This is a genomic window from Paraburkholderia caledonica NBRC 102488 (assembly GCF_000685095.1).
Taxonomy (GTDB): domain Bacteria; phylum Pseudomonadota; class Gammaproteobacteria; order Burkholderiales; family Burkholderiaceae; genus Paraburkholderia; species Paraburkholderia caledonica.
On sequence record NZ_BAYE01000006.1, the window covers coordinates 341018 to 364928 of the forward strand.

Sequence of the window (23911 nt, forward strand, 5' to 3'; positions counted from 1 at the left end):
GGTCCTAGTCGTCTTACGATTATCCGGCGCAAGCCGCGCCGATCTGTGGCCTACGCGGTCACTTGCAGCAGCGCGTTGTGCCAGTCCTGCGCGAAACGGTCAATGTGGTACCGCTCCAGCGCCGTGCGTCGAGCGCCCTCGCCGAGGCGCCTGGCTTCCGCAGGATCGCGAAGCAGTTCATGCATTGCGTCGACAAGCGCATTCACGTCTGTATGCACGAAACCGTTTTCGCCATTTCGGATCACCGTCGCCAGTTCAGTAGTCGCGAGGCCCACGATCGGCATGCCTATCGTCATCGCTTCTACGATGGCGAGGCCGAGACTGGTCCAACGGATCGGATTGAAGAAGAAGCGATAGCGCGCGGTGAACGCGGCCAGATCCAGATTGCCGACTTCACCAATGCCGTCGAGCCGCTCGGCGTCCATGCCGACGAGGTCGAGCGGCACGCGCGTGCGCGCGTCGGCGAATACGTCGGCGCCGAGGCGCCGGCCGCGCTGAGCGAGATGATTCACGACGACAATGCCGCGCTCCAGTTCGCCGGTATAGCGCACGCCTTCCGGCACCACCACGCCATGTTCGATTACGCGCGTAGGGGTCACGCCGCAATCCCACATCAACTGATTGAAGTGCGTGACGTGAACCAGCAGCGTGTCCGGATCGTCGACCCAATGCCATTGCTGGAACGGGTTCTCCTGCGGCGGATCGTGTTCGATATACACGCGCGGCAAGCGGCGCTGCGCGTCGCTCAACACGTGCTCGCGGTCATATTCCCAATGCGTCTTGTGCTGATACAGGATCACGTCGAACTCCTGATCCGGCACGTCGTCCGCATTGATTTCGTGGACGTTGTCGCCCCATGGCAGCACGCCCACTTTGCCTGCATAGCCAGGCGGATGACCCGGCTTCGTCACCAGATAAAAGTCGTGCGGCGCCTGTGTCAGGTAGTACAGGTAGTTGCCGTGCACGTGCCATGTCAGCACACGGAGACGGCGGCAGTTACGCAGCATGGTGCAACTCCTCGAAGGATCCGGTTTCGGCATGCGTATGCAATGCGCAGGGACCGGCCGGATGCGCGCCGCGAACTTCGGCCAGCTGCGCGCGCGCCGTCTCGACGACGCGGTCCACGCCGATGTTCAGGGCACATGGGTGGCCGTAAGGACACTCGCGGAACATGCAAGGGCGGCACGGCGGATAGTCGGCAAGCACGCGGTGCCGCTCATGATCGAGCGGCGCCCATCGGCGCGTATTGCTGCCCGACGCGACGACGACGGACGCGGTCGCCATGGCCGCGGCGATATGTGAAATACCCGTGTCGTTGCAGACGACGAGTCGCGCGTGCGCGACGAGCGCAGCCAGTCCGCCGAGCGATGTCGAACCGGCGAGGTGCAACGCGGGCGCGGTCATCGCGCCCAGCACCGCGCCGGTCAGCGACGCTTCCGCCGCAGTGCCGGTGATGGCGATCTGCCAGCCGTCGGCGGCGAGGCGGTCCGCGACTTCCGCGAAACGCTCGACCGGCCAGCGGCGCGAGGGCAATTGCGCACCTGGATGAACCAGCACGAGGCGCTGCGCTTCGATGCCGTGCGCCGCCACCAACGACGCGTATTCGTCGCCATCCCGCTCGCAAAGAGGGAACGACAATTGCCGCTCGGTGGTTTCGGCGCCGAGCGCGCTCATCAATGCAAGGTAGCGCTCGGGTTCGGGCAGGTCGTCTGGCCAGTCGATAAACACGCCTTCGCGCGGCTGCTCGTCAGGCTGTACGAAGCCCGCATAAGCGTTGGCACCGAACTGAAGCAGCAGATCGTTTGCAATGCCGCCGCTGCCATGCAGCTGGACTGCGAGATCGAAGCGTTGGGCGCGCATCCACTCACGGAATGCGGGCAGCCCTTCGTCCGATTCGGGTTGCTCGGGAAAGCCTGCGGCTCCTGGAAACACGATCAGTTCGTCGACGAGATCGGCGTAGCGCTCGACAAACGACTGCGCCCACGGCAAGCCGATCAGCGCGATATGGGCTTGCGGCGCGGCTGCGCGCAGCGCTCGCAGCGCGGGCACCGAGCAGAGCATGTCGCCCAGTTGCAATGCACGGAAGATCGCTATGCGGCGCGGCGCGGCAGAGGCGATGAACGAGTCTGCATTCATAAGAAGAGCACCTTGTAACGTACAGCGCCGTAGAGCCGCCAGAAGATCGACAGGAATGGAATCGGGATCGACGTCCACGCCATTTCGGCAATGTGGCGCAAACTGCGGTCCCTCCCTCGCAAACGCATTGCACAGAAATACGCGGTCAATGCGAACCACGCCAGCACTGCTAGCGTCACGGTATTGGCATCGCCCACGAAAACGCCGATTAGCGCTGCCAATGCGGCGCAGAGAATGAGGTAATACAGCAATGGAGGCGACGAGCGAATCCGCGTTTTGAACAGTTCGGGGTGCTTCTTGTAGAGCAACGCGTCGAACTGACTCTTTTTCTGCTGCGAGATGCTCACGCCCCAACGCGCGGGGCGCACCGGGTGCACGACCACCGCATCGCTTGCACGCACGATCTTGCCGCCCGCTTGCAGCAGCGTGAACTGCAAATCGGAGTCTTCGCGCCACGCCGAGGTGAAACGCTCGTCGAAGCCTCCTGTCATCGTCAGAAAGCTGCGCGCTACGAATACGTTTGCGGTCGCGAATTCCGCACGCTCGAGGCCGCTCGCATCCGCCTCGTAGTCGGTCGGCGAAGAGGGCAGCGGAACGACGATCCGGCCCGCGGCGGCTGCCGCTCCCTGGCGAATCGCCGCAAGCCCTTCTTGCAGCCATTGCGGATCGGGCAGCGTGTCGTCGTCGGTAAAGGCGATCACCGGCGAGCGCGCATGTTGCCAACCGGCATTGCGTGCGCCTGCAGGGCCTTGTGTGCGAGTCACCGGCACGTAGCGCACGGCGAGGCCGCGCTCAGCCTGCTCGCCGGAAATGCGCGCGACGCATGCGCCAGTCGCTTCGTCGGGACCGTCGTCGCAGACCACGATCTCGTAGCGATCTGCGGGAAAGTCCTGTTCCGTCAACGCGCGAAGACACGACGCGAGCATGTCGGGCCGCCGATAAGTCGGCACGACCACCGACACGTCGAGGTGCGCGAGCAACACGCCCGGATACCCGGCTGCAATCGGCTCGGCTTCGCTATGCGGATTGCCGAAGCTGCCTCCGACGTCGATCGGTCGCGTAGCGGATGGACTCATGCGCCGCTCCGCGCTTTCTCGACGACGAAGGGGCCGATCACGAGCGCGTCGAGCGGCGAAGTCCAGAACGACTCGACCGCATCGCGGGGCGAATTCACCATCGGCTCGCCGCGCGTATTGAACGATGTGTTGACGAGAATCGGCACGCCGGTGCGCTGGTTGAACGCGGACAGGAGATCGTAGTAAAGCGGGTGCTGCGAGCGGTTCACGGTCTGCACGCGCGCGGTGCCGTCCACGTGACGCACTGCCGGAATGCGCTCGGCCTTGTCGGCGCGCACGTCGAACACGAACAGCATGAACGGCGCGACCTGGCCGTTCACGAACCACTCGCTCGCATGTTCTTCCATGACGACCGGCGCAACCGGGCGGAAGTCCTCGCGATCCTTGATCTCATTGAGCTTCGCCTGCATGTGCGGATCGACCGGCGAGGCGAGGATCGAACGCGCCCCGAGTGCCCGCGGACCGAACTCGGTGCGGCCCTGATACCAGCCAATCACCTTGCCGCTCGCGAGCAGGTCGGCGGTCTCGCCGGCAATGTCGTTGAGCCGCCGATACGGCACCTTCGACCATTGCAGGAACTGTTCGATCTCCTGTTCCGGATATTCGGGACCCAAATACGCGTGGTCCATCACCCAATGACGCTTGCGATCGCCGCGCTCGCTTCGTTCGCGAGAATCGATCCACAACGCTGCGCCAAGCGCGGTGCCCGCGTCGCCCGCTGCGGGCTGAACCCACACATCGTCGAATGGGCCCGCGTCGCGCAGCTTCGAATTCATCACGCAGTTCAATGCGACGCCGCCTGCCATGCTGAGCTTGCTCAAGCGGGTTTTCTCATGCAGCCAGCCCGCGAGTTGCAGCACCGTTTCTTCGAGCACACGCTGCAACGAATGGGCAATATCGAAGTGGCGCTGTTCGAGCGGGCCGCCGCGTTCGCGGGCCGGGCCGAAGCGTTTGACGAGGCGCGGGGCGTCGACCGTATAGCTGCCGTCGCCGCGATAACGCACGATATCGCGGAACACGTCGAGATATTCCGGCTTGCCGTACGACGCCAGTGCCATCACCTTGTACTCGTCGGACGAATGCAGGAAGCCGAGCCAGTCCGTTACCGCTTCATAAAGCAGGCCGAGGGAGTGCGGCAGTTCGACCTGCTTGAGCCGCGTGTATTTCCCGTCGACGAACTGGCCCATGCTGGTCGTCACGCCTTCGCCGCGGCCGTCCATGGTGAGCACCGCCGTATCCTCGAAAGGGGCGGCGAGAAATGCGCTGGCCTCGTGCGCGAGGTGATGATCGACGAAATGCCACTTGAAGCCGTTGTCGCGGTCCACACCCTGAAAGCGCTTGCGCAAATGATGCGGCGCGCCGTCGAGCAATTGGCCCTTGGCGTTCGCGATATAGCTGAGAAAGAGCGGGTCCCACGGCGATGCAGACGGGTCGGACAGACGCGTGTTGGCCGGATCGAAGGGCAACTCGATAGTCGCGCCGGGACGCTTCGGCATGCCGCTAAAGAGGCTCGGATCGTATGAGTAGGCCACATGATCGACGTCGGCCAGCGTGATGCCGGCGGCTTTCAGGCAGTAGTCGATCGCGTCGAACGGCAGTTCCCAGGTCGAGAAGGGCACGGGGCGCTTCGCATGCTTGACGTGCGTGAAGCGTTCGTCTTCGGCGGCGGCGAGCACCACACCGTCGCGCAGCAGGGCTGCGGCGCTGTCGTGATAGACGGCATTGATTCCGAGTGTGTACATGGGCGTTCGCAGTAGGAGTGGGTTTCAGGGAGCCACGGGTTCGTCGGCGAGCGGCGGCGCCGCGTCGCTGTGGTGGGCGTTGAATTCGATAGCGTCCGGGCGGCGAGCGCCGGAGTCGACGGAGGCTGCGCGAGTTCGCGCTTCGGCGCGCAACTCGAGCGCCGCTGTCACGACCTCACCGGGCGTGACGCCCAGCAGACACGCATGATGATGCTGAGGACACACGCTGCGGTAGCACCAGCGGCATTCGACATCGCGAAACAGCACGCGATTGGGCGTCTGCCACGGCGTGTGCTGCGGATTGGTCAACGCATACAGGTCGACCACCGGCGTGCCGAGCGCGGACGCGAGATGCACCGGGCCGCTGTTGTTCGACACCAGCACGCTCGCTTGTTCGATCAGCGCTGCCAGTTCGCCGAGCGTGAGCGCGCCGCTCATATCGTGCAGTTGTGAGCGAACTCGAGGCGCGGCGGCGGCGATCACCGCGTCGACGAGAGGACGCTCGCTCGCACTGCCGGTAATCAGAAGCGGCGCTCCGGTTTCGGTGGCAAGGCGCGTCGCGATCTGACCGAAGCGCTCGGGCGGATAGCGCCGCGATGCGGCGGTTGCGCCGGGGTGCAACACGATGCACGGCGTGTCGGCTTTTACGCCGCTGTGCACGCCTCTCGCGGCCAACTGCTCTGCAAGCGTTCGACGGTCCGGCTCCTGCACCGTGAAGCGCATACGCGTGTCGGGGGCTTCTGCGGCGACCTGGCGCACGAGGTCCAGTTGCCGTTCCACCTCATGACGGGTGCGCTGCTGCGGCTCCGGTTCACGCAGCCAGTCTGTCAGCAACTCATACGGGTTCTCACGGCAATGCGCGAGCCGCCGCGGAATGCCCGCGAGATGGCACAGCATTGCCGCGGGCAACGGGCTCTGGCTATAGACCGTGAAAATCACGGCGGCATCGAAGCCGCCGCGCCGCAAACGTTCCTGCATGCGCTGATCGTCGGCGAGCGAACGCGCGCTCGTCGGCGGATTTGCGACCCAGGGCGCTTCGTATTCGATCACGTCGTCCACATCGTCGAGAAACGGCGCAAGCGCAACGCCGCTGCGCGACGCAAGCAGCGTGATGTGGCGGCCGGGTGAGGACTCGCGCAGTGCGTGCAGCGCGGGCGTAGTCATCAGCACGTCGCCGAGATTGTCGAGCCGCACGCACAGAATGCGTTTGATGTCCTCGCCCCAATGCGCAAGCTGTGGGCTGTCGGGCACGCGAGCGTGAGCGAGTGTCGGCTGGGCGATCAGAAGCGGCGCATTCATTGAGCGGTTTCCTCGCCGGCGGGCGCGGGCGGCGCCACTGCTTCCACAGCGTTTGCGACGATCCAGGCAGCCTCGTGCAGATCCGCGGCGCGCGCGGTCGGAACGCGCTGGGGTCCTTCTATCCACTCGGTCTCATGGCCGTTGTCGAGCAGAATCGTGCGGCATCCGGCGCGATTGCCCGCTTCGACATCGTCGAGAATGTCGCCGATGAACCAGCTGCGCGCGAGGTCCAGCCGATGCTCGCGGGCAGCGCGCAGCAGCAGGCCTGGCGCCGGCTTGCGGCAATCGCAGGCGGTCGCATAAGGGGCAACGATGCCGTCCGGATGATGCGGGCACCAGTACGCGCCAGAGAGCGTCGCGCCGGATTCGGCGAACTTGTGCGTGAGTTCGGCTTCCACGTTCTTTAACGCCGCTCGCGGGAATTTGCCGAGTGCGACACCTGACTGATTGCTGATCACGAACAGCTCGAACGGCTGGGTCGCGAGCAGCGTCAATGCTTCGCGCGCGCCCGGTGCGAGGCGCATCAGCGAAGGTTCGATGTTGTAGGGCACGTCCTCGAGCAACGTGCCGTCTTTGTCGAGAAATACAGCGGGTCGCAGCATGACAAAGGCGGTGCAGAAAAATGTGAGCGGAATCGCCGCAAGCGGACCATGCGTCCGCACCGGCTCGACACAACTGGCTGCGCTATCAGCGCTGCAATGCTGCGCAGCACCTAACGGAACGATGCGCCGGCTGCTGCTCGCAGCGGAATTTCCACGCGGTCTTCCGTGGCTTTGGCGGGCACGAGCCGCGCGGTGCGCATATAGATCTGCGCGAGCGATTCGCCCACGCCGCGCCATGTGAACTCCTTGCGCGCGCGTTCGACGCCTGCTTCGCCCATCCTGCGAGCGAGCGCGGGGTCGCGCCGCAACTGGTTCAGGCGCGCGGCGAGCGCGGCCGGATCGCGCGGCGGCACGAGAAAGCCGGTGATGCCGTCCGCAACCGAATAGCGGATGCCGCCGACATCGGCACCGATCACCGGCGTGCCGCAAGCCATCGCCTCGACCGGTGTGATGCCGAACGGCTCGTACCAGGGCGTCGTCACGAACACGTCTGCCGCGCTGTAGTAGTAGCGCAATTGCGCGCGCCCGCGCCGTCCCACGAAAATGGTTTGTTCAGCCACGCCGCATTCACGCGCGATGCCGCGAAGGCGCGCGATTTCCGGCGTGGCCTTTTCATTCGGCGCGTCGGAGTTGCCGCCCACCACGTAGAGTTGCGCAGACGTTCTGAAGGCTTTCTTCAGTACACCCACGCCGCGAACCACGTTGTCGATGCCTTTACGCTGCACGAGCCGTCCGAGCTGGAGCACGGTGAACTGGTTCTGCTGCCAGCCGAGTGCGTCGCGAGCGGCTGCACGGTCCATCGGGTGAAATTCATCAGAGTCGAAACCGCACGGCACGATCTCGACGCGCGCCGGGTCGGCGTGGTAAAGCTCGATCAGGTCTGCTTCGTCCTGCGGACATTCCGCGACCACCACGTCGGACTGCGCGACGAGGTCGTCCTCGATTGCGAAGCGCTCGTCAGGAAAGCCGTCGCTCGCGCCTTGATGTATCCGCCGAACACGGCCGAGCGCATGAAACGTCGTGACGAGCGGCACGCCGAGCGCCGCTTTGACCTTCAATGCCGCAAGGCCCGACATGAAGAAGTTCGCGTGCATGACGTCGTAAGGGTTTTTCTCGCGGCGGAAGAACTCGATCAGGAACGCGGCGAACTCATCCATGAAGGGCAGTAGCAGTTCTTTCGGCAACTGCATAGGCGGCCCTGCCGGGACGTGGATCACGCGGACGCCCTCCATGTCGGATATGAGCGGTAGCAACGCGCGATCGCGCCGCGTGAACACGTCCACCTGATGGCCCATCTCGGTCAGTTCACGCGCAACATTCGCGACATAGATGTTTTGTCCTCCGCTGTCGACGCCGCCGGCGACGGCGAGGGGCGAGGCGTGTTCACTGATGAGGGCGATCTTCATTGACATTCCTTCGCGGAGATTGGCATTAACGGGGGCGTCCATGGCGCGTTTTGCTGAGCACTCTTATGCAATTTCACGCAATACAACGCTGTTCCCCGGCATCAGCATGCGGTGTGCCTATGCGCTCTGATTGACGCGCGAAGCGCAATGCGGCGTTGGGTGCGGAGAAGCGCTGTAGCGTTCCCTTTTTTCGCGCGAGGAAACGGTGTGGCGTTCCCTTTTTCTACAAGCGGCCATGTAAGTTCGATCAGCGTCAGCGACGTAGACGAACATATTTTCTTCGACGGACGGCGCTCATCGCGTCCCGCTGATGTGTCGTCTATGCTAAGTTTTGTCCGGCGGCGGGCGCGGGGTTTGCTGCGCGGTGTGCTCCGCGGTGTACTCATTACTGCCCTAGGCGCACGTGCCCGATGCACGCTACTCGTCGCGCCGCTTTGCTAATCCGCTTTGTGGAATCTAATGCCGGTTGCAGTTCACGCGCAGCCGCGGCCTTCTCAGGACACCATGCCGAACTCCGCAACGCTGCCCCGTTCCCAGTTGACCCGCCGCATTGCCGCCGACCTGATGCGCGCAGTCTGGCGTTATCGCAACCAGACCGTCGCTGCGTTGCTGCTGATGGTGGCCGCGAAGCTCTCCACCGTTCTGATTCCGCTCGTGCTCAAGCATGTGGTGGACGAGCTGGGGCACCCGGTCGCGCAGGCGCTGTTCCCGGTGTTCCTCGTGTTGGCTTATGCATTACTGCGTTTTCTCGGCGATGCATTGAACGAAGCGCGCGACGTGGTGTTCAGCATCGTCACGCAGCGCACCGTCGCCGCATTTACCGAGCGGACTTTCGCGCATCTGCATCGCATGAGTGCGCGCTTTCACACGAAACGCGAGACCGGCGCAATAGTTCGGGACGTGCAAAAGGGCGCCGACGGCATTGGCTTTCTGCTCGGCGTCGCGCTATTTACGATTGTGCCGACCGCGTTCGAGATTGCCACCATCGTCGCGATCATGGTCCACAATTACGCGCGCGAATTCATGATCGCGATTGCGGCAACCTTCGTTTGCTATGCGGCATATACATTCGTGTTCACCCGGCGGCGCGTTGCGTTCCAGCGCGCGGTGAATGCTCTGGAGGCGCAATCGGACGGCCGGCTCGTCGACAGTCTGCTTAACTACGACACGGTCAAATACTTCGCCACCGAAGACACCGAAACGAAGCGGTTGTCTGTCGTGCTCGACAAGTGGGTGCACGCCAGAACGGCGAATCAGCGCGCGCTGACGGCGCTGCACGTCGGGCAGAGCGCGGTGATCGCGTTCGGCATTGGCGCAATCATGCTGCTCGCGGCGCAGCACGTGGTGGCCGGAAGCATGACTGTCGGCGATCTGATTCTGGTGAATGCGTACATCATCCAGATCTGCATGCCGTTGAATACGCTCGGCTTCGTATTTCGTGAGACAAACGACGCGATGGTCAACGTCGAGCGCATGTTCGAAATATTGGCCGCGCGTGGGCGCGTTGGCGAGGATATCGACGAACCGGCCGCGAAACCGTTGGTGGTCAGCGCAGGGCAAATCTCGTTCGAGCACGTGGACTTCGGCTACGACCCGGCTCGGCAGATTCTGCGCGACGTGGACTTTCATGCCTATCCTGGCAAGACGCTGGCGATTGTCGGCGGCAGCGGGTCGGGCAAGTCGACACTCGTGAAGCTGCTCTTTCGTCTTTATCAGCCAAACAGCGGCAGGATTCTTATAGACGGACAGGACATCGGTCATGTCACGCAAAAGAGCCTGCGCGAAGCAATCGGTATCGTGCCGCAAGACACCGTGCTGTTTAACGAAACCATTGCCTATAACATTGCGTACGGCAGGCCTTCGGCAACGCGCGCGGACGTGGTGCGGGCGGCGCGCGCGGCGCAACTCGACGAATTTATCGAACGTCTGCCCGATCATTACGACACTCGCGTCGGCGAGCGCGGTGTGCGGCTCTCGGGCGGCGAGCGCCAGCGCATCGCCATTGCACGCGCCATTCTGAAGGACCCGCGCATCATCGTATTCGACGAGGCGACCTCCGCGCTCGACACGCGTTCCGAACGCGCGATCCAGACCGAGTTGACGCGGCTTGCGCAAGGCCGCACGTCGATTGTGATCGCGCACCGGCTATCGACGGTAGTCGACGCCGATTGGATTCTGGTGATGGAGCATGGCCGCGTGGTCGAGCAGGGCACGCACCGCGAGTTGCTCACGCGTGAAGGCGTGTACGCGAAGATGTGGTCCCTGCAGTGGCAGCAGGGCGAACTCGAACATGCGCAGCGCAAGCTCACCGCGCAGTCTGTCAGCCTCGCGGCGCTGATGGCCGGCGTGATCGACGCGTTGCACGACGAAATTGCCGCGCAGCGGGTGACGTTGTACCCGCAGATCAGCGACAACGATCTGCGCGTGACCGGCGACCCGAGCGTGCTGCAACCGCTGATCGCCGAACTGTGCCGCAACGAGATCGTGCACGCGAGGCCGGGGCAGCGAATCGAGCTTCGCGTCGAGCGGCATAACAATCAGGTGTGGGTCACGGTACTCGGCATGAGCGAAAAACCCGCTGAACTGTCGCAAGCGGCCGCTCGCTATATGGAGGAAGCGCTGGCTGCGGCGGGCGGCAGCTTCACGCTAATGACGCTCAACGGGCGGCTCGCCTATGTCGCCATGCTGCCGTTGCGTCCGGTGGCCGACGCTGATTCCGGCGCCGGTTCGGCGGCAATACCGTTGACCTCGGAAGTTGACGGCGCAGCGCCGCTAGAAGGTCTCTTTGTCATGGCTATCGACGACCAGGAAGACGCGCTCGACGCATTAGAAGCGGTGCTCGCGTCGAGTGGCGCGCGCGTGCGAACCGCGTCGTCGGGCAAGGAGGCCCTGGACTGGTTCGCCGCCACACCGACCACACAATGGCCGCACGCGTTGTTATGCGACATCGTGCTCGCGGACGAAGACGGTTATGACGTACTGCGCCGTTTGCGACGCCTCGAAGCCGATCGGCAGCTGTCGCTGCAGGATCGCGTGCCGGCGATTGCAATCACCGGCTACGCGGAGGGGGAAGACCGTATGAGAGCGAAGGTGGCCGGTTTCCAGGCGCATCTCTCGAAGCCGGTTGCACCGGAAAAGCTGATAGGCGAAATTCGCAATCTCGCCATGGCGTCCGCGCGCACGGGCGCATAAAAAACTCGAGGCCGTGTGCGTTCGCCGCGCGCGCCTATCCACGCGCGGCGGCTCAGGTACGCGCGTCGACCTTGCTTACCGTTGGCTTTGCGCGGGTGGTGGCTGGCACCGGCGCCGTCATTTGGCGCTCGCCTGTGCGTACTCGTTCGCGCAGGTTTAGCACCTGATGCGGCACTGGCTTGCGGTGTCTCAATGCCCATGCCAGCCCGCGCAACAGCGGAACGGCGTCGCGCGCGAGGGTGCCTTCGCGTGAGAACGTCGCGAGCGCATGCATGGTCGCGCGGCTCGCCTCGGGCCAGGGCAGGCGCAGGCACGCGATCCACGCGGCATTACGCGCGAGTGTGCGGCGCCGCAAGCCGCTATCGCGTGACGGCGACGGATGATGGTGCACGGTCAATTGATCGCAATAGACAATCGCATGCCCGGCTGCCAGCACATCCAGCGCGACGAGTTCTTCTTCGCCGCCGATAAAAAGGCGCGGCTCGTAGCCGCCCAGTTGGCGAAACAGCGACGTGCGAAAAACACATGCACCTGCCATAAAGCCGATTAACGCGGGGCCCGGCAGCCCTTCGCTGCCGAGCGGGCTTGCGCGCATGACCGAGCAGGTTGGGTCCGTGACGTTATCCTCGCCGACCACCACGCGCGCGCTCAGTACGCCCGCGTTCGGCCACGCATCGAGCAGTTGCACCGCGCGATCGAGGGAGCCGGGCTCCCACCACGTGTCGTCGTCGCAGAAGGCCACGTAGTCCGTGCCGACATACGCGGCGGCGCGATTACGCCCGGCGGCGCCGAGATTCGCCCCGCATTCGACGATGCATACAGTGGGAAACAGCGCCTTCACGAGCGCGACGGTGTTATCGCTGGAGCCGTTGTCCGCGACAAAAATGGGCGGGTTCTCGGGAAGGGCGAGTAGGCGCTCGAGGGTGGCCACAAGCTCATCGGCGCGGTTGTACGTCAGCACGACGACCGAAATGCGCCGGGAAAGCGATTTCTTTTCCATGCGGTTCTTTATTCTTGACGAGGCGATGCCCCGTTCAAGCAAACCGTGTGCCGTCCGCTTTCAACTAGCTTGAGGCTCTTTGCAGTCGCCAATACATTTCGGTCGAATAAAGCGCGCTTTGCCCCTGCGGGCCGAATGCGCGCAACTGGCTCGCGTAGGCGGCAATGGCTTCTCGCTTGATCTGCTCATGCGCGCTGAATGCATTGACCGGCGCGCCCATGTCGGTGGTGGGCGACAGCGCGTAGCCGCTGTTGGTCAGTTCTCCAATGCGCTCCGATACCGCTTCTTGCCTCTGCCTATACGGCACGTCTTCATAGGCATGAAATGCGGTGTCAGGCATAACGTCGATCAGCGCGAGACATGCATTCGACACTAAAGTGTGGTCGGAATGGAAGATGCCCAGCGGGAAGAACACGTTCTCTGGACTGTGCTCGTTGAGCGTGCGGCGAAGTGCTTCGACCAGATCATCGGGGCTCGGAGTCAACAGGTATTGCGCGTCGCAGAAGGGCAGATGTACCGGTTGCGCGCCGAGCTTTTGCAACGCCCGAATGTCCTCCTGCTCGCGCATCTGCATTGCCTGGAACGCGTCCGTGAAACCGGATTGCCGATCCCAGTCCGTGGACATGTTCTCGGGTGGTGGCGCGGTAAACACCGTGCACACAACGGCGGATGGTTTAGCTGCGAGCAGCAGCCCGCAACTTAAAACGGCGTCGTCGAGATGTGGAGAAACGACGAGCAGACGGGCACGCGATTGCATCATTTTATGATGGACTTGCTTAAAGACGACAGGAACAGCTGGATTGCAAATAGCGGGCCTGGCACTGAAACATGACCTGAAGCTGACAGGAATGACCTTTGCAAACCCGTGGGCGTATTGTTTCCGATGAGCCGAAGGGATCAGCATGACAGACAACGACAAAACCGGAACCGAGCGGCGCAGGCTTGGCGGCTGGCTGCCATCCAACGAAAAGCATCTCGCGCGATATCGCACCGACCTCGCGGAAAAAGCCCGCGCTCGCGCGGTGCATGCGCCGCGCACGTCGGCGGTGGAAGATCTGGCCGCGCTTCTGAGCGGCGACCCCGTTCTTCGGATGGACATGACGCGTGCAATCAATCAGGCCCGTGAAGCGGGTTATGTGCTCGGCTATTCGTCAATAGACGAGTTGATGGTCATCATCGATTACGTAATGACTTATGCGCCGCCGTTCAGCGAGACCAGTCTGATTCACTGCCCATTGAATGCGGTGCTGGACTGGCCGATGTGCATGCCGTCCGGCTACGCGCTGTTTCGCGACCCGGCATTGAACCAGCGGCTCAAACGCGTGCTCAATTGCTGGTGCGGGTTCCTGAGTGGGCCGCATTCGCGTGAACACCTGAATACGTCGGCGCCGAATGGATGGTTTTCGCCCGAGGCCGATGAGAAAATCGGCATGTCGCAGTTCGTCTGCGATACCGGCAAGCCGTATTGGGGCTTTTCGTCATGGAACGACTTTTTCACGCGCCGGTTCCGCGAGGGCGTGCGGCCAGTCGATCAGCCGGATAACGACAAGATCATTGTCAGCGCCTGCGAGGCGGCTCCGTATAACATCCAGACAGACGTCAAGCTGACCGACACCTTCTGGATAAAGTCACAGCCTTATTCGCTACTGGATATGTTTTCTGCAAGCCAGCGCGAAGTTGCACAGCGCTTTGTCGGCGGCTCGATCTATCAGTCCTTTCTCAGTGCATTCAATTGCCACCGGTGGCATGCGCCGGTAAGTGGTGTCATCAAGAAAGCGTACGCGCTGGACGGCACCTATTATTCCGACGCCGATTCGGAAGGCCGCGACGCCGGCGGTCTGAACGATTCGCAGGGCTACATTACCGCGGTGGCGGCGCGCGCCGTGATCGTTATTGAAAGCGACGATCCCGCGATCGGCCAGGTCGGCTGTCTCTTCGTCGGCATGGCCGATGTGTCGTCGTGCATGATAGAGGCGTTGCCTGGCCAGCGCGTCGCCAAGGGCGATGAAATAGGCTTTTTCCAGTACGGCGGTTCGACCTGCTGTCTCGTCTTCGAACCGGGTGTCATCAGCAGTTTCGTGCCGCAGCCCCCGTTCGACAACCCGCCGCCAGTCAAGGTGAACGCGCACATTGCGACTGCGAAGTAATCCAGCTGCGGTCACCTCTGATTTTCAACGAGCGTGGACATTATGTTCGAATGCCGCGAAGCGCACTGCGCTCCGCGGCATTTTTTCTTCTTGATCGCGACTTCGGCTGCGGCAATTATCGTGTCGAATGCCGCGCAGTTATTGAACGGCGGGGCAGCCCGCCGTGGCAATCGCTTAGCCCGGCTGCTTACCCGAGCCAAGATCGGCGCCCGTCATCGGATCCGATTCCGTATCCGATGCGGTTCTCTCGGCCAGCGCGCCTAGCACTTCGACATCAGCTTGCGTCACGTTGACCGATGGCAGACCGTCGCCGCCATCCACTGCCGGCTGCGGTGCCTCGACGAATTCCCATTCAGGGCCCTCGTTCCACGGACCGCGTGCGTCGCCTTCGCCGGCCGACATGTTGTAGTACACGTTTGTAAATTCCGGAACACCCGGCAGCTTGCCTTGCGGGAAGTTCGGCTGAATTGAGTGCAGTGCTTTCTCGAACGACTTCTGGTGAGCGATCTCGCGTGTCATCAGGAAACCGAGCGCTTCCTTGATGCCCGGGTCGTCCGTGACATTCAGCAGGCGCTCATAGACGATCTTCGCACGCGCTTCCGCAGCGATATTCGAGCGGAGGTCGGCGGTCGGTTCGCCAATCGTGTCGATGTACGCAGCCGTCCACGGTACGCCCGCGGAGTTCGTGAGCGCAGGCCCGCCGCCGTACAGCAGTGCGGTGGTATGCGAGTCGTTGCCGCCGCCTGTCAGTGAGCGATACAGCTCTGCTTCCTGCTCGACGCCTTCGGCGAGTTGGCCTTTCGCGCCCTTGTTCAACATAGCGACGATGGAGCCGATTACTTCAAGGTGACTCAGTTCTTCAGTAGCGATGTCGAACAGCAAATCCTTGCGGCCCGGGTCGTCTTCTGCGACGGCCTGAGTAAAGTACCGGCACGCGGCTGCCAACTCGCCTTGAGGTCCGCCGAATTGCTCGAGCATCAGATTGGCGAGGCCCGGATTGGGGGCGGCGACACGCACGGTATATTGAAGTCGCTTGTTGTGGACGAACATTGGTTTCTCCGTTGAGTATGGTTGGGAAACTTTCGACTGCACGCTTCCTTGCGCATCCCGCATACCTGAGCGATTAAATGGTCATAGCGCGCACGCCGATGTTCTGGCACACGCGTTGCGGATTGCAGGGCTCCTAACCACTACCTTGGGAGTTGCACATGACACAGCGAAAGACCATCGACGATCTGTTCGTTCACATGCTGTCGGACATCTATAGCGCCGAGAAGCAGTTGACCAAAGCATTGGCGAAACTCTCGCGTGCTGCGTCCGATCCGCAATTGAGCGAGGCGTTCAAAATTCACCTGGAGGAAACGCAAGGACAGGTGGAAAGAATCGATAAGGTTGTAGAAACGAGTGGCGTGAAGTTGAAAAGAATGAAGTGCGTCGCGATGGAAGGCTTGATCGAGGAAGGGCAGGAACTGATCGACGAAATGGAAAAGGGCGCAGTGCTCGATGCGGGTTTGGTCGCCGCCGCGCAAAAGGTCGAACACTACGAAATCGCCGCATACGGCAGCCTGTGCGCGATTGGAAAGCAGTTGGGCTTCACGGAGGCCGTCAATCTGCTGAAGGAAACGCTGGAAGAAGAGAAGGCGACGGATTTGAAGCTGACCGAATTCGCTGAGCGAGCCGGCAACGAAAAGGCGAAGCAGCAGAAGTAAATGGGAAGTCCCGCCGACTGAACAACGGCGCGAGGCTGATAGAGCGGTATTGATGTTGTGATCCGGCCCGTTCAGGGCCGGTTTTCTTGCGAGCCACGCGCACCGCATGGTCCGCGACAATTTCGCGCGTCAGGTCTTGTCGCCGACCGCACGGCTGCCGACTGCGTCGAGCTTGCCTTGCAGTTCCATCTTGCGCTGCGCGATTTTCTGACCGAGCCCCTTCACGTTGAGGTTGGCCTTTCGCAATTCCGGAAACAGTTCGGTCTCTTCTTCCTCCACGTGATGTTGCACCATTTCGCTCATCACCTTGAACGTCGCGTCGAAGCCTTTATCGCCTGCCTTGAGCGTTTCGAATTTGCTGATCAGTGTTTTCACGAGAAAGTGCTCGACGTACGCTTCCTCCACGTCGACCACATCGCCTGACGGCAGCGCTTCAGCAGCAGCGGGGTAAAGCAGTTCTTCTTCGATGATGGTGTGAATGGTGAGCTCTTCGCACGCACGTTGTGCGAGCGTGGCTTTCGCTTCCAGATCGTCTTCTTTAGCTTCTTTGAACGCGGTGAATAGTCGCTCGACGGCGCGGTGATCCGCGATCAGCAGTTCGAGTGCATCGTCTGTATTGGGGTTCGGTTGTTTTTCGGGCATGTCGCTCTCCGTGTTGAAACGCCGCCTGGCGGCAGGTTTGAACGGGGTAACGCAAGCACTGTGCCCATGCGCCGCAGTTCAGCTTTTGCTCTTGCGCGGTGCTACAGCGTTCAGCAGCGGATTGAACGCTGCCGTTCTCTTCGGCTGCTGCGTGGGTGCGTCGGAGTCTCTCTCTTTGTTTTTGGCGGTGTCTTTCGCTTTGTCTTTCAAGTTCGCGGCACGGCCGCGCCGCGTAGCGCGAGCACTGCCGGACAGTTGCTGCGCCAGTTCTGCACTGTCGTCGTCCTGGTCCGCGGATTCTTCTTCGTGGTCGTTTACGTCCTCCGCCGCGCTCGCTGGATTTTTAGTTCGCGATACGCCGGCTATGTGCTCGATTACCGACAGGAAGGATTTGCTCGCCGAACGTAACGATTCGCCAGGCAGCATGGTGAGAACAACGACTTCGTGAAGGGAGCGTCCGTCGACCGTGCGTTGAGACGGTTTCGTGTCCCAGTCAGTGTTCTCTTGTGCGAAAACGGCCAATAGTCGTTCGAGGACAGCGGGCGATAGAACGCCGCCGTCGTACAGGCTGATGATTGCGCGCTCGGCAAGAGCGAACGGCGAAGCGGAAGTTTTAGGCATCGTGTTGTGCTCCTCGCCGGGCGCGCTGCTTCGACGATCTGTGGCCGGTCAGACGTTTTGCCTTGCTTCGCTGCCCTTTAGCTCGCCGTGCCGATGCGCGTGCGTGGCCGCGTATTTGAGCTCAAAGTGCGCGCCTTTGCCACTGCGCGTAGGTGGAAAATGTTCTCCCTCCACGCACGTTACTTCGAAGGTGTCTTTGCCGTCGTCGTGAACGACTGAATAGATGCCGGAGGTCTTGACGATTTCGCCGGGCTTGAACGAGTTATCTCCTGCCATTGTGAAACTCCGTGGGTAAGTAAGCGACAAGCGTCGTCATGCAACGCTCGTGCCACGCGTCCAGGTGCCCTCAGAACGCCCGCAATGGGCTCGATCTCCGCGCGGGCCCCATCGGACTGCTCTCTTCCAGAAGGATCTGAACGATGCCGCGAGTCGACACGCTGACCCAAGCCGAATGAATGTCTTTCGCGCTGACCCAGCGGCATCGGCTGATCTCATTGCCTGGTATCGGCTCGACGTGCTCGGGAATGCGCGCGGCAAATACATAGTGTCGAGTGCGGGCGCCCCAGAACTCGAAAATGTACTGCAGCGCCATGTCGCTCATTTGAGTTTCTTCAAGAAGCTCGCGAGCGGCCGCGTCGAACGCGGGCTCGCCCTCCTTGCATCGACCGCCGGGCAGCGCCCACCGTCCGTTGGATCTCGCGACCAGCAGGATGTGATTAGCGCGCAGGCAGAGGACGGTGGCTCGATGCTTCATGGCATGTCGGGGTAATCAGTGCGACTTTGGCGCATGTTGCATGTTGCATGCCTTGCCGATGAGTCCACCGGGAACCGTAAATGCTACTTGCAAAAACGGCTCTTTCGGCCAGGCGGTTAGCTTTTCTCGTGTAATCCAATTCGAATCATTGTCTGCAGAGGTGGTGAATATGTCGAAGCCACATCGGTTTCCTCCCGCACTTGCCGTCCCCGCTGTCGTCTTTATCATTATTGGCCTGGCGCTAGCAGGGGGCGGAGTCCCGCTCGTCGCGCTGGGTGGTTCGTGGTATTACGTGGTGACTGGGATCGCGATTGCGCTGACCGGCGTGCTGCTCAGCATTCGCCGACGTTCGGCGCTATGGTTATTTGCGCTGATTCTCTTCGGTTCGACGATCTGGGCCGTGGTGGAAGCGCGCTTCGACTTCTGGCAATTGCTGCCGCGCTTGTGGGTGTGGCTTGTACTTGCTCTGTGGCTATTGCTGCCGCCCGTCACACGCAAACTGGTGTTTGGGCCACCGGCCGCGCATCGCGAGGGCGTCGTGCCGTTGACTGCCGCCGTGATCCTGACCGTACTTCTCGGCCTCGTCACAGCGTTCAACCATCCGTATGATCGCGCGGGTACCTTGGCTTCCACTGCCGCTCCCCCTACTACGCCAATTGCCGGCGACGCGAACCGGCAGGCGGCCGACTGGACCGACTACGGCGGCTCGCCGCTCGGTCAGCGTTACTCGCCGCTTACGCAAATCACGCCGGAAAATGCGGGGCAATTGAAAGTGGCCTGGCAATTCGAAACAGGCGACAAGCCGGGCCCCGGCGACCCCACCGAAACTACCGATGAGAATACGCCGATCAAGGTCGGCAACAAGCTCTTCCTTTGCACGCCGCACAGTATCGTGATCGCGCTCGATCCGACGTCGGGCAAGGAACTCTGGCGATACGATCCGCATATTCAGAGTCCCGTTGGCTTCAAGCACTGGGAGCATATGACTTGCCGCGGCGTGTCGTATCACGACGACGCCATGTATCCGGCAAATGCCGCGGTAGCAGCGGCGGATAATGCGGCGGTGGCTTCGGCAGCAGCTTCGGCGCCGGCTGAAGGCGCGGCTGCAAGCAGCGATTCGGCTGCGAGCGCTGCCGCTTCGAATCCACAGGCCTCGGCTTCGGCGCCTGCGGCGGATGGCGCATCGGCAACCACTGACGCGGCCAACGGTGCTTCCACAGCGGCGGGCGCAGAGCCATCTGCATCAGCAGCCACGGCCGCCAGCGATACGTCGGCTGCGAGCCAGCAGACGGCCGCCGCTGCCGTGAGCGCCGAATGCCCGCGCCGCATCTTCCTGCCGACCGCCGATGCGCGACTGATCGCGCTCAATGCCGACACGGGCCAGCCATGCACGCATTTTGGCAATAACGGTCAAATCGACCTGCGCACGAATATCGGCCCCTTTACGCCGGGTGGTTATTACTCGACGTCGCCGCCCGCGGTGACTCGCGATCTGGTCATTATCAGCGGCCACGTCACCGATAACGAGTCGACCAACGAGCCCTCGGGGGTTACCCGCGCGTTCGACGTGCACGACGGTCATCTGGTGTGGAACTGGGATGCGGGCAATCAGGAGGAGACGCAGCCGATCACCGGCAATCAGACGTACGTTCGCAATTCGCCGAACATGTGGTCGGTCTTCAGCGTGGATGAAAAGCTCGGCATGGTGTATCTGCCGCTCGGCAATCAGACACCCGACCAGTGGGGCGGCATGCGCACGCCGGCTTCGGAGAAGGTGGCGGCGGGCGTCGTTGCACTGGATCTCGCAACCGGCAAGATGCGCTGGAATTACCAGTTCACTCACCACGATCTGTGGGACATGGACGTAGGCGGCCAACCTTCGCTGATCGATCTGCAGACACCCGGTGGGGTGCAACCTGCGCTGATCGCATCGACGAAACAGGGCAGCTTGTATGTGCTGAACCGCGAGACCGGCAAGCCGATCGTGCCGATCACGGAAGAACCGGTGCCGCAGGGCGCGGGAACCGGCGATCACACTTCGCCTACGCAACCGTTCTCCGCACTGAACTTCAAGCCGCCGAAAGTACGGGAGCGCGACATGTGGGGCACCAATCCTTTCGATCAGCTGTGGTGCCGCGTCAAGTTCAAATCGCTGCGATATGACGGCATGTTCACGCCGCCGTCCGAGCAGGGATCGCTCGTATTTCCAGGCAACTTCGGGGTGTTCGACTGGGGCGGCATTGCAGTGGATCCGGTTCGGCAAATACTGATCGCGAATCCGAGTTACATGGCTTTCACTTCAAAGCTGGTGCCGCGCTCGCAGATTCCGTCCGATAACGGAGAGAAGAAGGGCAGTGAAACAAGCGGCATCAAGCTCGCTCGCGGCACGCCTTACGGTTTCGAGCTCAATGCGTTCCTGTCGCCGCTCGGCATTCCATGCCAGGCGCCGCCGTGGGGATATGTCGCGGGCGTCGATCTGCGCACGAACCACATTGTGTGGGAACACAAGAACGGTACGATCCGCGATAGCGCGCCGCTGCCCGTTCCCATGCCGCTCGGCGTGCCGAGTCTGGGTGGCATGATCACGACTGCTGGCGGTGTGGCATTCCTCTCCGGTACGCTTGATTACTATCTGCGCGCTTACGATGTACGGACTGGCGACCGGCTGTGGCAAGCCCGCTTGCCCGCAGGCGGGCAGGCAACGCCAATGACCTACGCCGACAGCAACGGCAAGCAGTATGTGCTGGTCACCGCGGGCGGGCACGGCTCGCTCGGCACGAAGCAAGGTGATTACGTGATCGCGTACACGCTGCCCTGAAACAACGTTTTTGAGGATCGCGCGCGAGCGGGTGCCGCTGGAACATCGCGGTTCGGGCCCGCCGCGCGCTTGCGACAGGCGCGCGAGTTTCTGCGTCAAGTGAGCGAATGCATTCGAATGTGCATCCGGTTGAAAACGTTACGCGTCAGCGCGCAAACATTTCAGCCGCCGTGACACGTGCAGAAGGTTCGAAGATCGCTCAATGCGTAGCGGCCTGTAATACAGCTTTCAGTATGCCTGCGACGAGGGCGACGGTTGCAACGCCCAGCAACCACAGGCCGACAAACCATGCGAATCGTCGCCACATGTTAGTGATATCCCTCGCCGGGACGCATTTTGCCTTTGAAAACCGAATAGGCATACACCGTATAGCCGAGAATCATCGGAACGGTAATCGCTGCACCCACCAGAAGAAATAAGAGACTCGCGTGCGGCGCGGCGGCATCGCGGAAAGAAATGGCAGGTGGCACGAGATACGGATACAGACTGATCAGAAGACCTGCATAGCAAAGAATGAAAATGCCATAGGCGAAGAGTAGAGGCAGCGCCTGGCGCCGCGCCGAAAGGCTGCGCCAGAAGCCGGCCGCGAGAAGAATCAGCAATACCGGCACGGCGGCGGTGAAAGCAATGTCCGGCCAGCGAAACCAGCGCGCAGCGAGCGAGCCTTGAAGCATCGGCGTCCAAAGCGTGACCACGACGATCAGCGCAAGCACTGCCACTGCCGTGGTGCGCGCATAACGCCGGCAGCGCTCGTGCAGCGGTCCTTCGGTGCGCCAGATCAGCCAGCACGATCCAAGCAATGTATAGCCGACGACCACGGCGAGGCCGCACAGCACCGTGAAGCCGGTAAGCCAGTCCCACCAGCCGCCGGAATACGACACTCCTTTCACATGGATGCCCTGAAGCAGCCCGCCCAGCACGAGTCCCTGGCACAAGGCGGCCACGGTGGAACCGGAGAAGAAAGCGACGTCCCACCACGCCCGGCCAGAACCTGTTGCGCGGAAACGGAATTCAAAGGCCACGCCGCGAAACACGAGTGCGAGCAGCATGGCGATGATCGGTGGATAGAGTGCAGGAAGGATGATCGAATACGCGAGGGGAAACACGGCGAAAAGCCCGCCGCCGCCGAGCACGAGCCATGTTTCGTTGCCGTCCCATACGGGCGCAATGGTGTTCACCATCAGGTCGCGATCGTCCCGGCTGCGCTCCATGGCGAACAGGATGCCCACGCCGAGATCGAATCCGTCGAGCAGCACATAGGCAAGCACGGCAAACGAGAGGATGGCCGCCCAGACGAGCGGCAGATCAATCGTGGCGGTCATGGCGATCGTCCCGTGCAGAAATGTTGCCAGTGGTGGTCGATGCGGGCTGCCGTTGCGCCGGCCCGGGCGTGATGCCTGCGCTGCGATGCGGCTTGTCCTTGGCGGGCCCTTCTGTCGCGAGCGATGGCGGCCTCGCCATGAGACGCAGTACAAATACCATCGCCGCGCCGAATACGATCAGATACACGACGCCGAAAGCCGCAAGCGATGTCGCGACGCCGGGCGCGGCGATGGGCGACACGCTGTCGGCGGTGCGCAAATGGCCATACACCGTGTAAGGCTGACGGCCCACTTCGGTCACGGTCCAGCCGCATAACAGGGCGATGAGGCCGGAAGGTCCCATTGCGACCATCAGCCGGTGCAGCCAGCGCGCGCGATAAAGCGAATGACGCGCCCGAAGTGCCAGACTTGCGAAGCCGGTCAGCGCCATCAGCACGCCAAGGCCGACCATGATGCGAAAAGCCCAAAAAATAAGCGGCGAAAAGGGGCGGTCTTCTCGCGCGAATTCCTTGAGTCCTTTTATGGAGCCGTTCCATGTATGTGTGAGGATCAGCGCGCCCAGGTGCGGGATCTCGACGGCGTAGTCGGTGGTCTCGGTCTTCATGTTCGGCATGCCGAACAAAATCAGCGGTTGGCCCGGCTTCGACTCCCAGTCGCCTTCAAGCGCGGCGATCTTTGCGGGCTGATGCTTGAGCGTGTTCACCCCGTGCGCATCGCCGGCGAGAATCTGGATCGGCGCGACGATGCACGCCATCCACAGCGCCATGGAAGCCATTAGGCGCGCGGGCTCGTTACCGGGATCGCGCAGCAAATGCCACGCACCCACCGCGCCGACGATGAACGCCACGCTCAGATAGGCCGCGAGCACCATATGCACGAGCCGATAGGGAAACGACGGATTGAAGATGATGCTGAGCCAGTCGGTGGGAACAAAGCGGCCGTCGACCAGCGCGAATCCTTGCGGCGTTTGCATCCATGAATTTGCGGCCAGAATCCAGAAGGCGCTTAGCAAAGTGCCGATAGCAACGAGCACCGTGGCAAGAAAATGCAGCTTGGGACCGACGCGGGTCGTGCCAAACAGCATCACACCAAGAAAGCCGGACTCCAGGAAGAACGCGGTCAGTACTTCGTAAGCCATAAGCGGGCCGACAACAGGTCCTGCCCGATAGGCAAAGCCCGCCCAATTGGTGCCGAACTCATATGACATGACGAGGCCAGAAACCACGCCTACGCCGAATACCACTGCGAAAATCGTCAGCCAGTAGCGGAAGACGGCTATGTAAACCGGCTTGCCGGTGAAAAGCCATGCGCCCTCGAGCACTGCAAGATAGCTGGCGAGCCCGATGGACATTGCCGGGAAAATGATGTGAAAGGCGATGGTGAAACCGAACTGCGTTCGGGCAAGAAATAGTGCGTCGACCGAGGGTGGCATTACGGTACCTCGA

Annotated in this window: 20 protein-coding genes; 4 read left to right on the forward strand and 16 right to left on the reverse strand. The window is 62.1% G+C overall.

The window, feature by feature from the left end; all coding sequences use genetic code 11:
* Nucleotides 1-50: 50 nt before the first annotated feature.
* From BCA01S_RS15415 to BCA01S_RS15445, 7 genes are all read right to left on the reverse strand, one after another.
* A complete protein-coding gene (locus tag BCA01S_RS15415; RefSeq protein WP_027777672.1) occupies nt 51-1007 on the reverse strand; it encodes a glycosyltransferase family 4 protein in 957 nt (318 codons plus the stop codon).
* On the reverse strand, nt 997-2136 hold the full coding sequence (locus BCA01S_RS15420; protein ID WP_027777673.1) for a glycosyltransferase family 9 protein: 1140 nt from the start codon (nt 2134-2136) through the stop codon (nt 997-999). The genes BCA01S_RS15415 and BCA01S_RS15420 overlap by 11 nt, the downstream gene beginning before the upstream one ends.
* Nucleotides 2133-3212, reverse strand: coding sequence for a glycosyltransferase family 2 protein (locus BCA01S_RS15425; protein ID WP_027777674.1), 1080 nt, complete (start codon nt 3210-3212; stop codon nt 2133-2135). Before BCA01S_RS15425 ends, BCA01S_RS15420 begins: the two co-directional genes overlap by 4 nt.
* Nucleotides 3209-4954 (reverse strand): carbamoyltransferase family protein, encoded by a 1746-nt coding sequence (locus BCA01S_RS15430; RefSeq protein WP_027777675.1) that lies wholly within the window; start codon nt 4952-4954, stop codon nt 3209-3211. Before BCA01S_RS15430 ends, BCA01S_RS15425 begins: the two co-directional genes overlap by 4 nt.
* 24 nt (nt 4955-4978) lie before the next feature.
* Complete coding sequence (waaF, locus tag BCA01S_RS15435; RefSeq protein WP_027777676.1) at nt 4979-6253, reverse strand: lipopolysaccharide heptosyltransferase II; 1275 nt, start codon at nt 6251-6253, stop codon at nt 4979-4981.
* Nucleotides 6250-6855, reverse strand: a complete 606-nt coding sequence (locus BCA01S_RS15440; RefSeq protein WP_027777677.1) for a D-glycero-alpha-D-manno-heptose-1,7-bisphosphate 7-phosphatase — start codon at nt 6853-6855, stop codon at nt 6250-6252. The genes waaF and BCA01S_RS15440 overlap by 4 nt, the downstream gene beginning before the upstream one ends.
* A gap of 110 nt (nt 6856-6965) precedes the next feature.
* Nucleotides 6966-8261 carry a glycosyltransferase family 4 protein gene (locus tag BCA01S_RS15445; protein ID WP_027777678.1) on the reverse strand — a complete coding sequence of 432 codons (1296 nt, stop codon included), beginning with the start codon at nt 8259-8261 and terminating at the stop codon, nt 6966-6968.
* A gap of 504 nt (nt 8262-8765) precedes the next feature.
* Between BCA01S_RS15445 and BCA01S_RS15450 the strand changes: the two genes are divergently transcribed.
* Nucleotides 8766-11453 carry an ATP-binding cassette domain-containing protein gene (locus tag BCA01S_RS15450; protein ID WP_027777679.1) on the forward strand — a complete coding sequence of 896 codons (2688 nt, stop codon included), beginning with the start codon at nt 8766-8768 and terminating at the stop codon, nt 11451-11453.
* A gap of 52 nt (nt 11454-11505) precedes the next feature.
* On the opposite strand, the gene BCA01S_RS15455 is transcribed toward BCA01S_RS15450, so the two are convergent.
* Both BCA01S_RS15455 and BCA01S_RS15460 read right to left on the reverse strand, forming a co-directional pair.
* On the reverse strand, nt 11506-12453 hold the full coding sequence (locus BCA01S_RS15455; RefSeq protein ID WP_027777680.1) for a glycosyltransferase family 2 protein: 948 nt from the start codon (nt 12451-12453) through the stop codon (nt 11506-11508).
* Nucleotides 12454-12517: 64 nt separating this feature from the next.
* Nucleotides 12518-13357 carry a PIG-L deacetylase family protein gene (locus tag BCA01S_RS15460; protein WP_425176455.1) on the reverse strand — a complete coding sequence of 280 codons (840 nt, stop codon included), beginning with the start codon at nt 13355-13357 and terminating at the stop codon, nt 12518-12520.
* On the opposite strand from BCA01S_RS15460, the gene BCA01S_RS15465 reads away from it, so the two are divergent.
* Nucleotides 13356-14600 (forward strand): phosphatidylserine decarboxylase family protein, encoded by a 1245-nt coding sequence (locus BCA01S_RS15465; protein ID WP_027777682.1) that lies wholly within the window; start codon nt 13356-13358, stop codon nt 14598-14600. The genes BCA01S_RS15460 and BCA01S_RS15465 overlap by 2 nt on opposite strands.
* 174 nt (nt 14601-14774) lie before the next feature.
* Here BCA01S_RS15465 and BCA01S_RS15470 read toward each other — a convergent pair whose 3' ends face one another.
* Complete coding sequence (locus BCA01S_RS15470; RefSeq protein WP_020068334.1) at nt 14775-15650, reverse strand: manganese catalase family protein; 876 nt, start codon at nt 15648-15650, stop codon at nt 14775-14777.
* A 158-nt stretch (nt 15651-15808) separates the two neighbouring features.
* Here BCA01S_RS15470 and BCA01S_RS15475 point away from each other — a divergent pair, with 158 nt between their 5' ends.
* The gene (locus BCA01S_RS15475) at nt 15809-16309 is read left to right on the forward strand and encodes a YciE/YciF ferroxidase family protein (RefSeq protein WP_027777683.1); all 501 of its coding nucleotides are present in this window, start codon (nt 15809-15811) and stop codon (nt 16307-16309) included.
* A gap of 129 nt (nt 16310-16438) precedes the next feature.
* Here BCA01S_RS15475 and BCA01S_RS15480 read toward each other — a convergent pair whose 3' ends face one another.
* The 4 genes from BCA01S_RS15480 to BCA01S_RS15495 all read right to left on the reverse strand — a co-directional run bounded on the left by BCA01S_RS15480 (nt 16439) and on the right by BCA01S_RS15495 (nt 18326).
* Nucleotides 16439-16951, reverse strand: a complete 513-nt coding sequence (locus tag BCA01S_RS15480) for a hemerythrin domain-containing protein (RefSeq protein WP_027777684.1) — start codon at nt 16949-16951, stop codon at nt 16439-16441.
* A 78-nt stretch (nt 16952-17029) separates the two neighbouring features.
* The gene (locus tag BCA01S_RS15485) at nt 17030-17572 is read right to left on the reverse strand and encodes a hypothetical protein (RefSeq protein ID WP_027777685.1); all 543 of its coding nucleotides are present in this window, start codon (nt 17570-17572) and stop codon (nt 17030-17032) included.
* Between the two features lie 48 nt (nt 17573-17620).
* Nucleotides 17621-17848: a hypothetical protein gene (locus BCA01S_RS15490; protein WP_027777686.1), complete on the reverse strand. Its 228-nt coding sequence runs from the start codon at nt 17846-17848 to the stop codon at nt 17621-17623.
* Between the two features lie 70 nt (nt 17849-17918).
* Nucleotides 17919-18326 carry an NUDIX hydrolase gene (locus BCA01S_RS15495; protein WP_027777687.1) on the reverse strand — a complete coding sequence of 136 codons (408 nt, stop codon included), beginning with the start codon at nt 18324-18326 and terminating at the stop codon, nt 17919-17921.
* A gap of 169 nt (nt 18327-18495) precedes the next feature.
* Between BCA01S_RS15495 and BCA01S_RS15500 the strand changes: the two genes are divergently transcribed.
* Nucleotides 18496-21144 carry a glucose/quinate/shikimate family membrane-bound PQQ-dependent dehydrogenase gene (locus BCA01S_RS15500; protein WP_027777688.1) on the forward strand — a complete coding sequence of 883 codons (2649 nt, stop codon included), beginning with the start codon at nt 18496-18498 and terminating at the stop codon, nt 21142-21144.
* 308 nt (nt 21145-21452) lie between these two features.
* On the opposite strand, the gene cydB is transcribed toward BCA01S_RS15500, so the two are convergent.
* Together cydB and BCA01S_RS15510 are read right to left on the reverse strand one after the other, a co-directional pair.
* The gene (gene cydB, locus BCA01S_RS15505; protein WP_027777689.1) at nt 21453-22466 is read right to left on the reverse strand and encodes a cytochrome d ubiquinol oxidase subunit II; all 1014 of its coding nucleotides are present in this window, start codon (nt 22464-22466) and stop codon (nt 21453-21455) included.
* Nucleotides 22450-23898, reverse strand: coding sequence for a cytochrome ubiquinol oxidase subunit I (locus BCA01S_RS15510; protein ID WP_027777690.1), 1449 nt, complete (start codon nt 23896-23898; stop codon nt 22450-22452). Before BCA01S_RS15510 ends, cydB begins: the two co-directional genes overlap by 17 nt.
* Nucleotides 23899-23911: the final 13 nt, after the last annotated feature.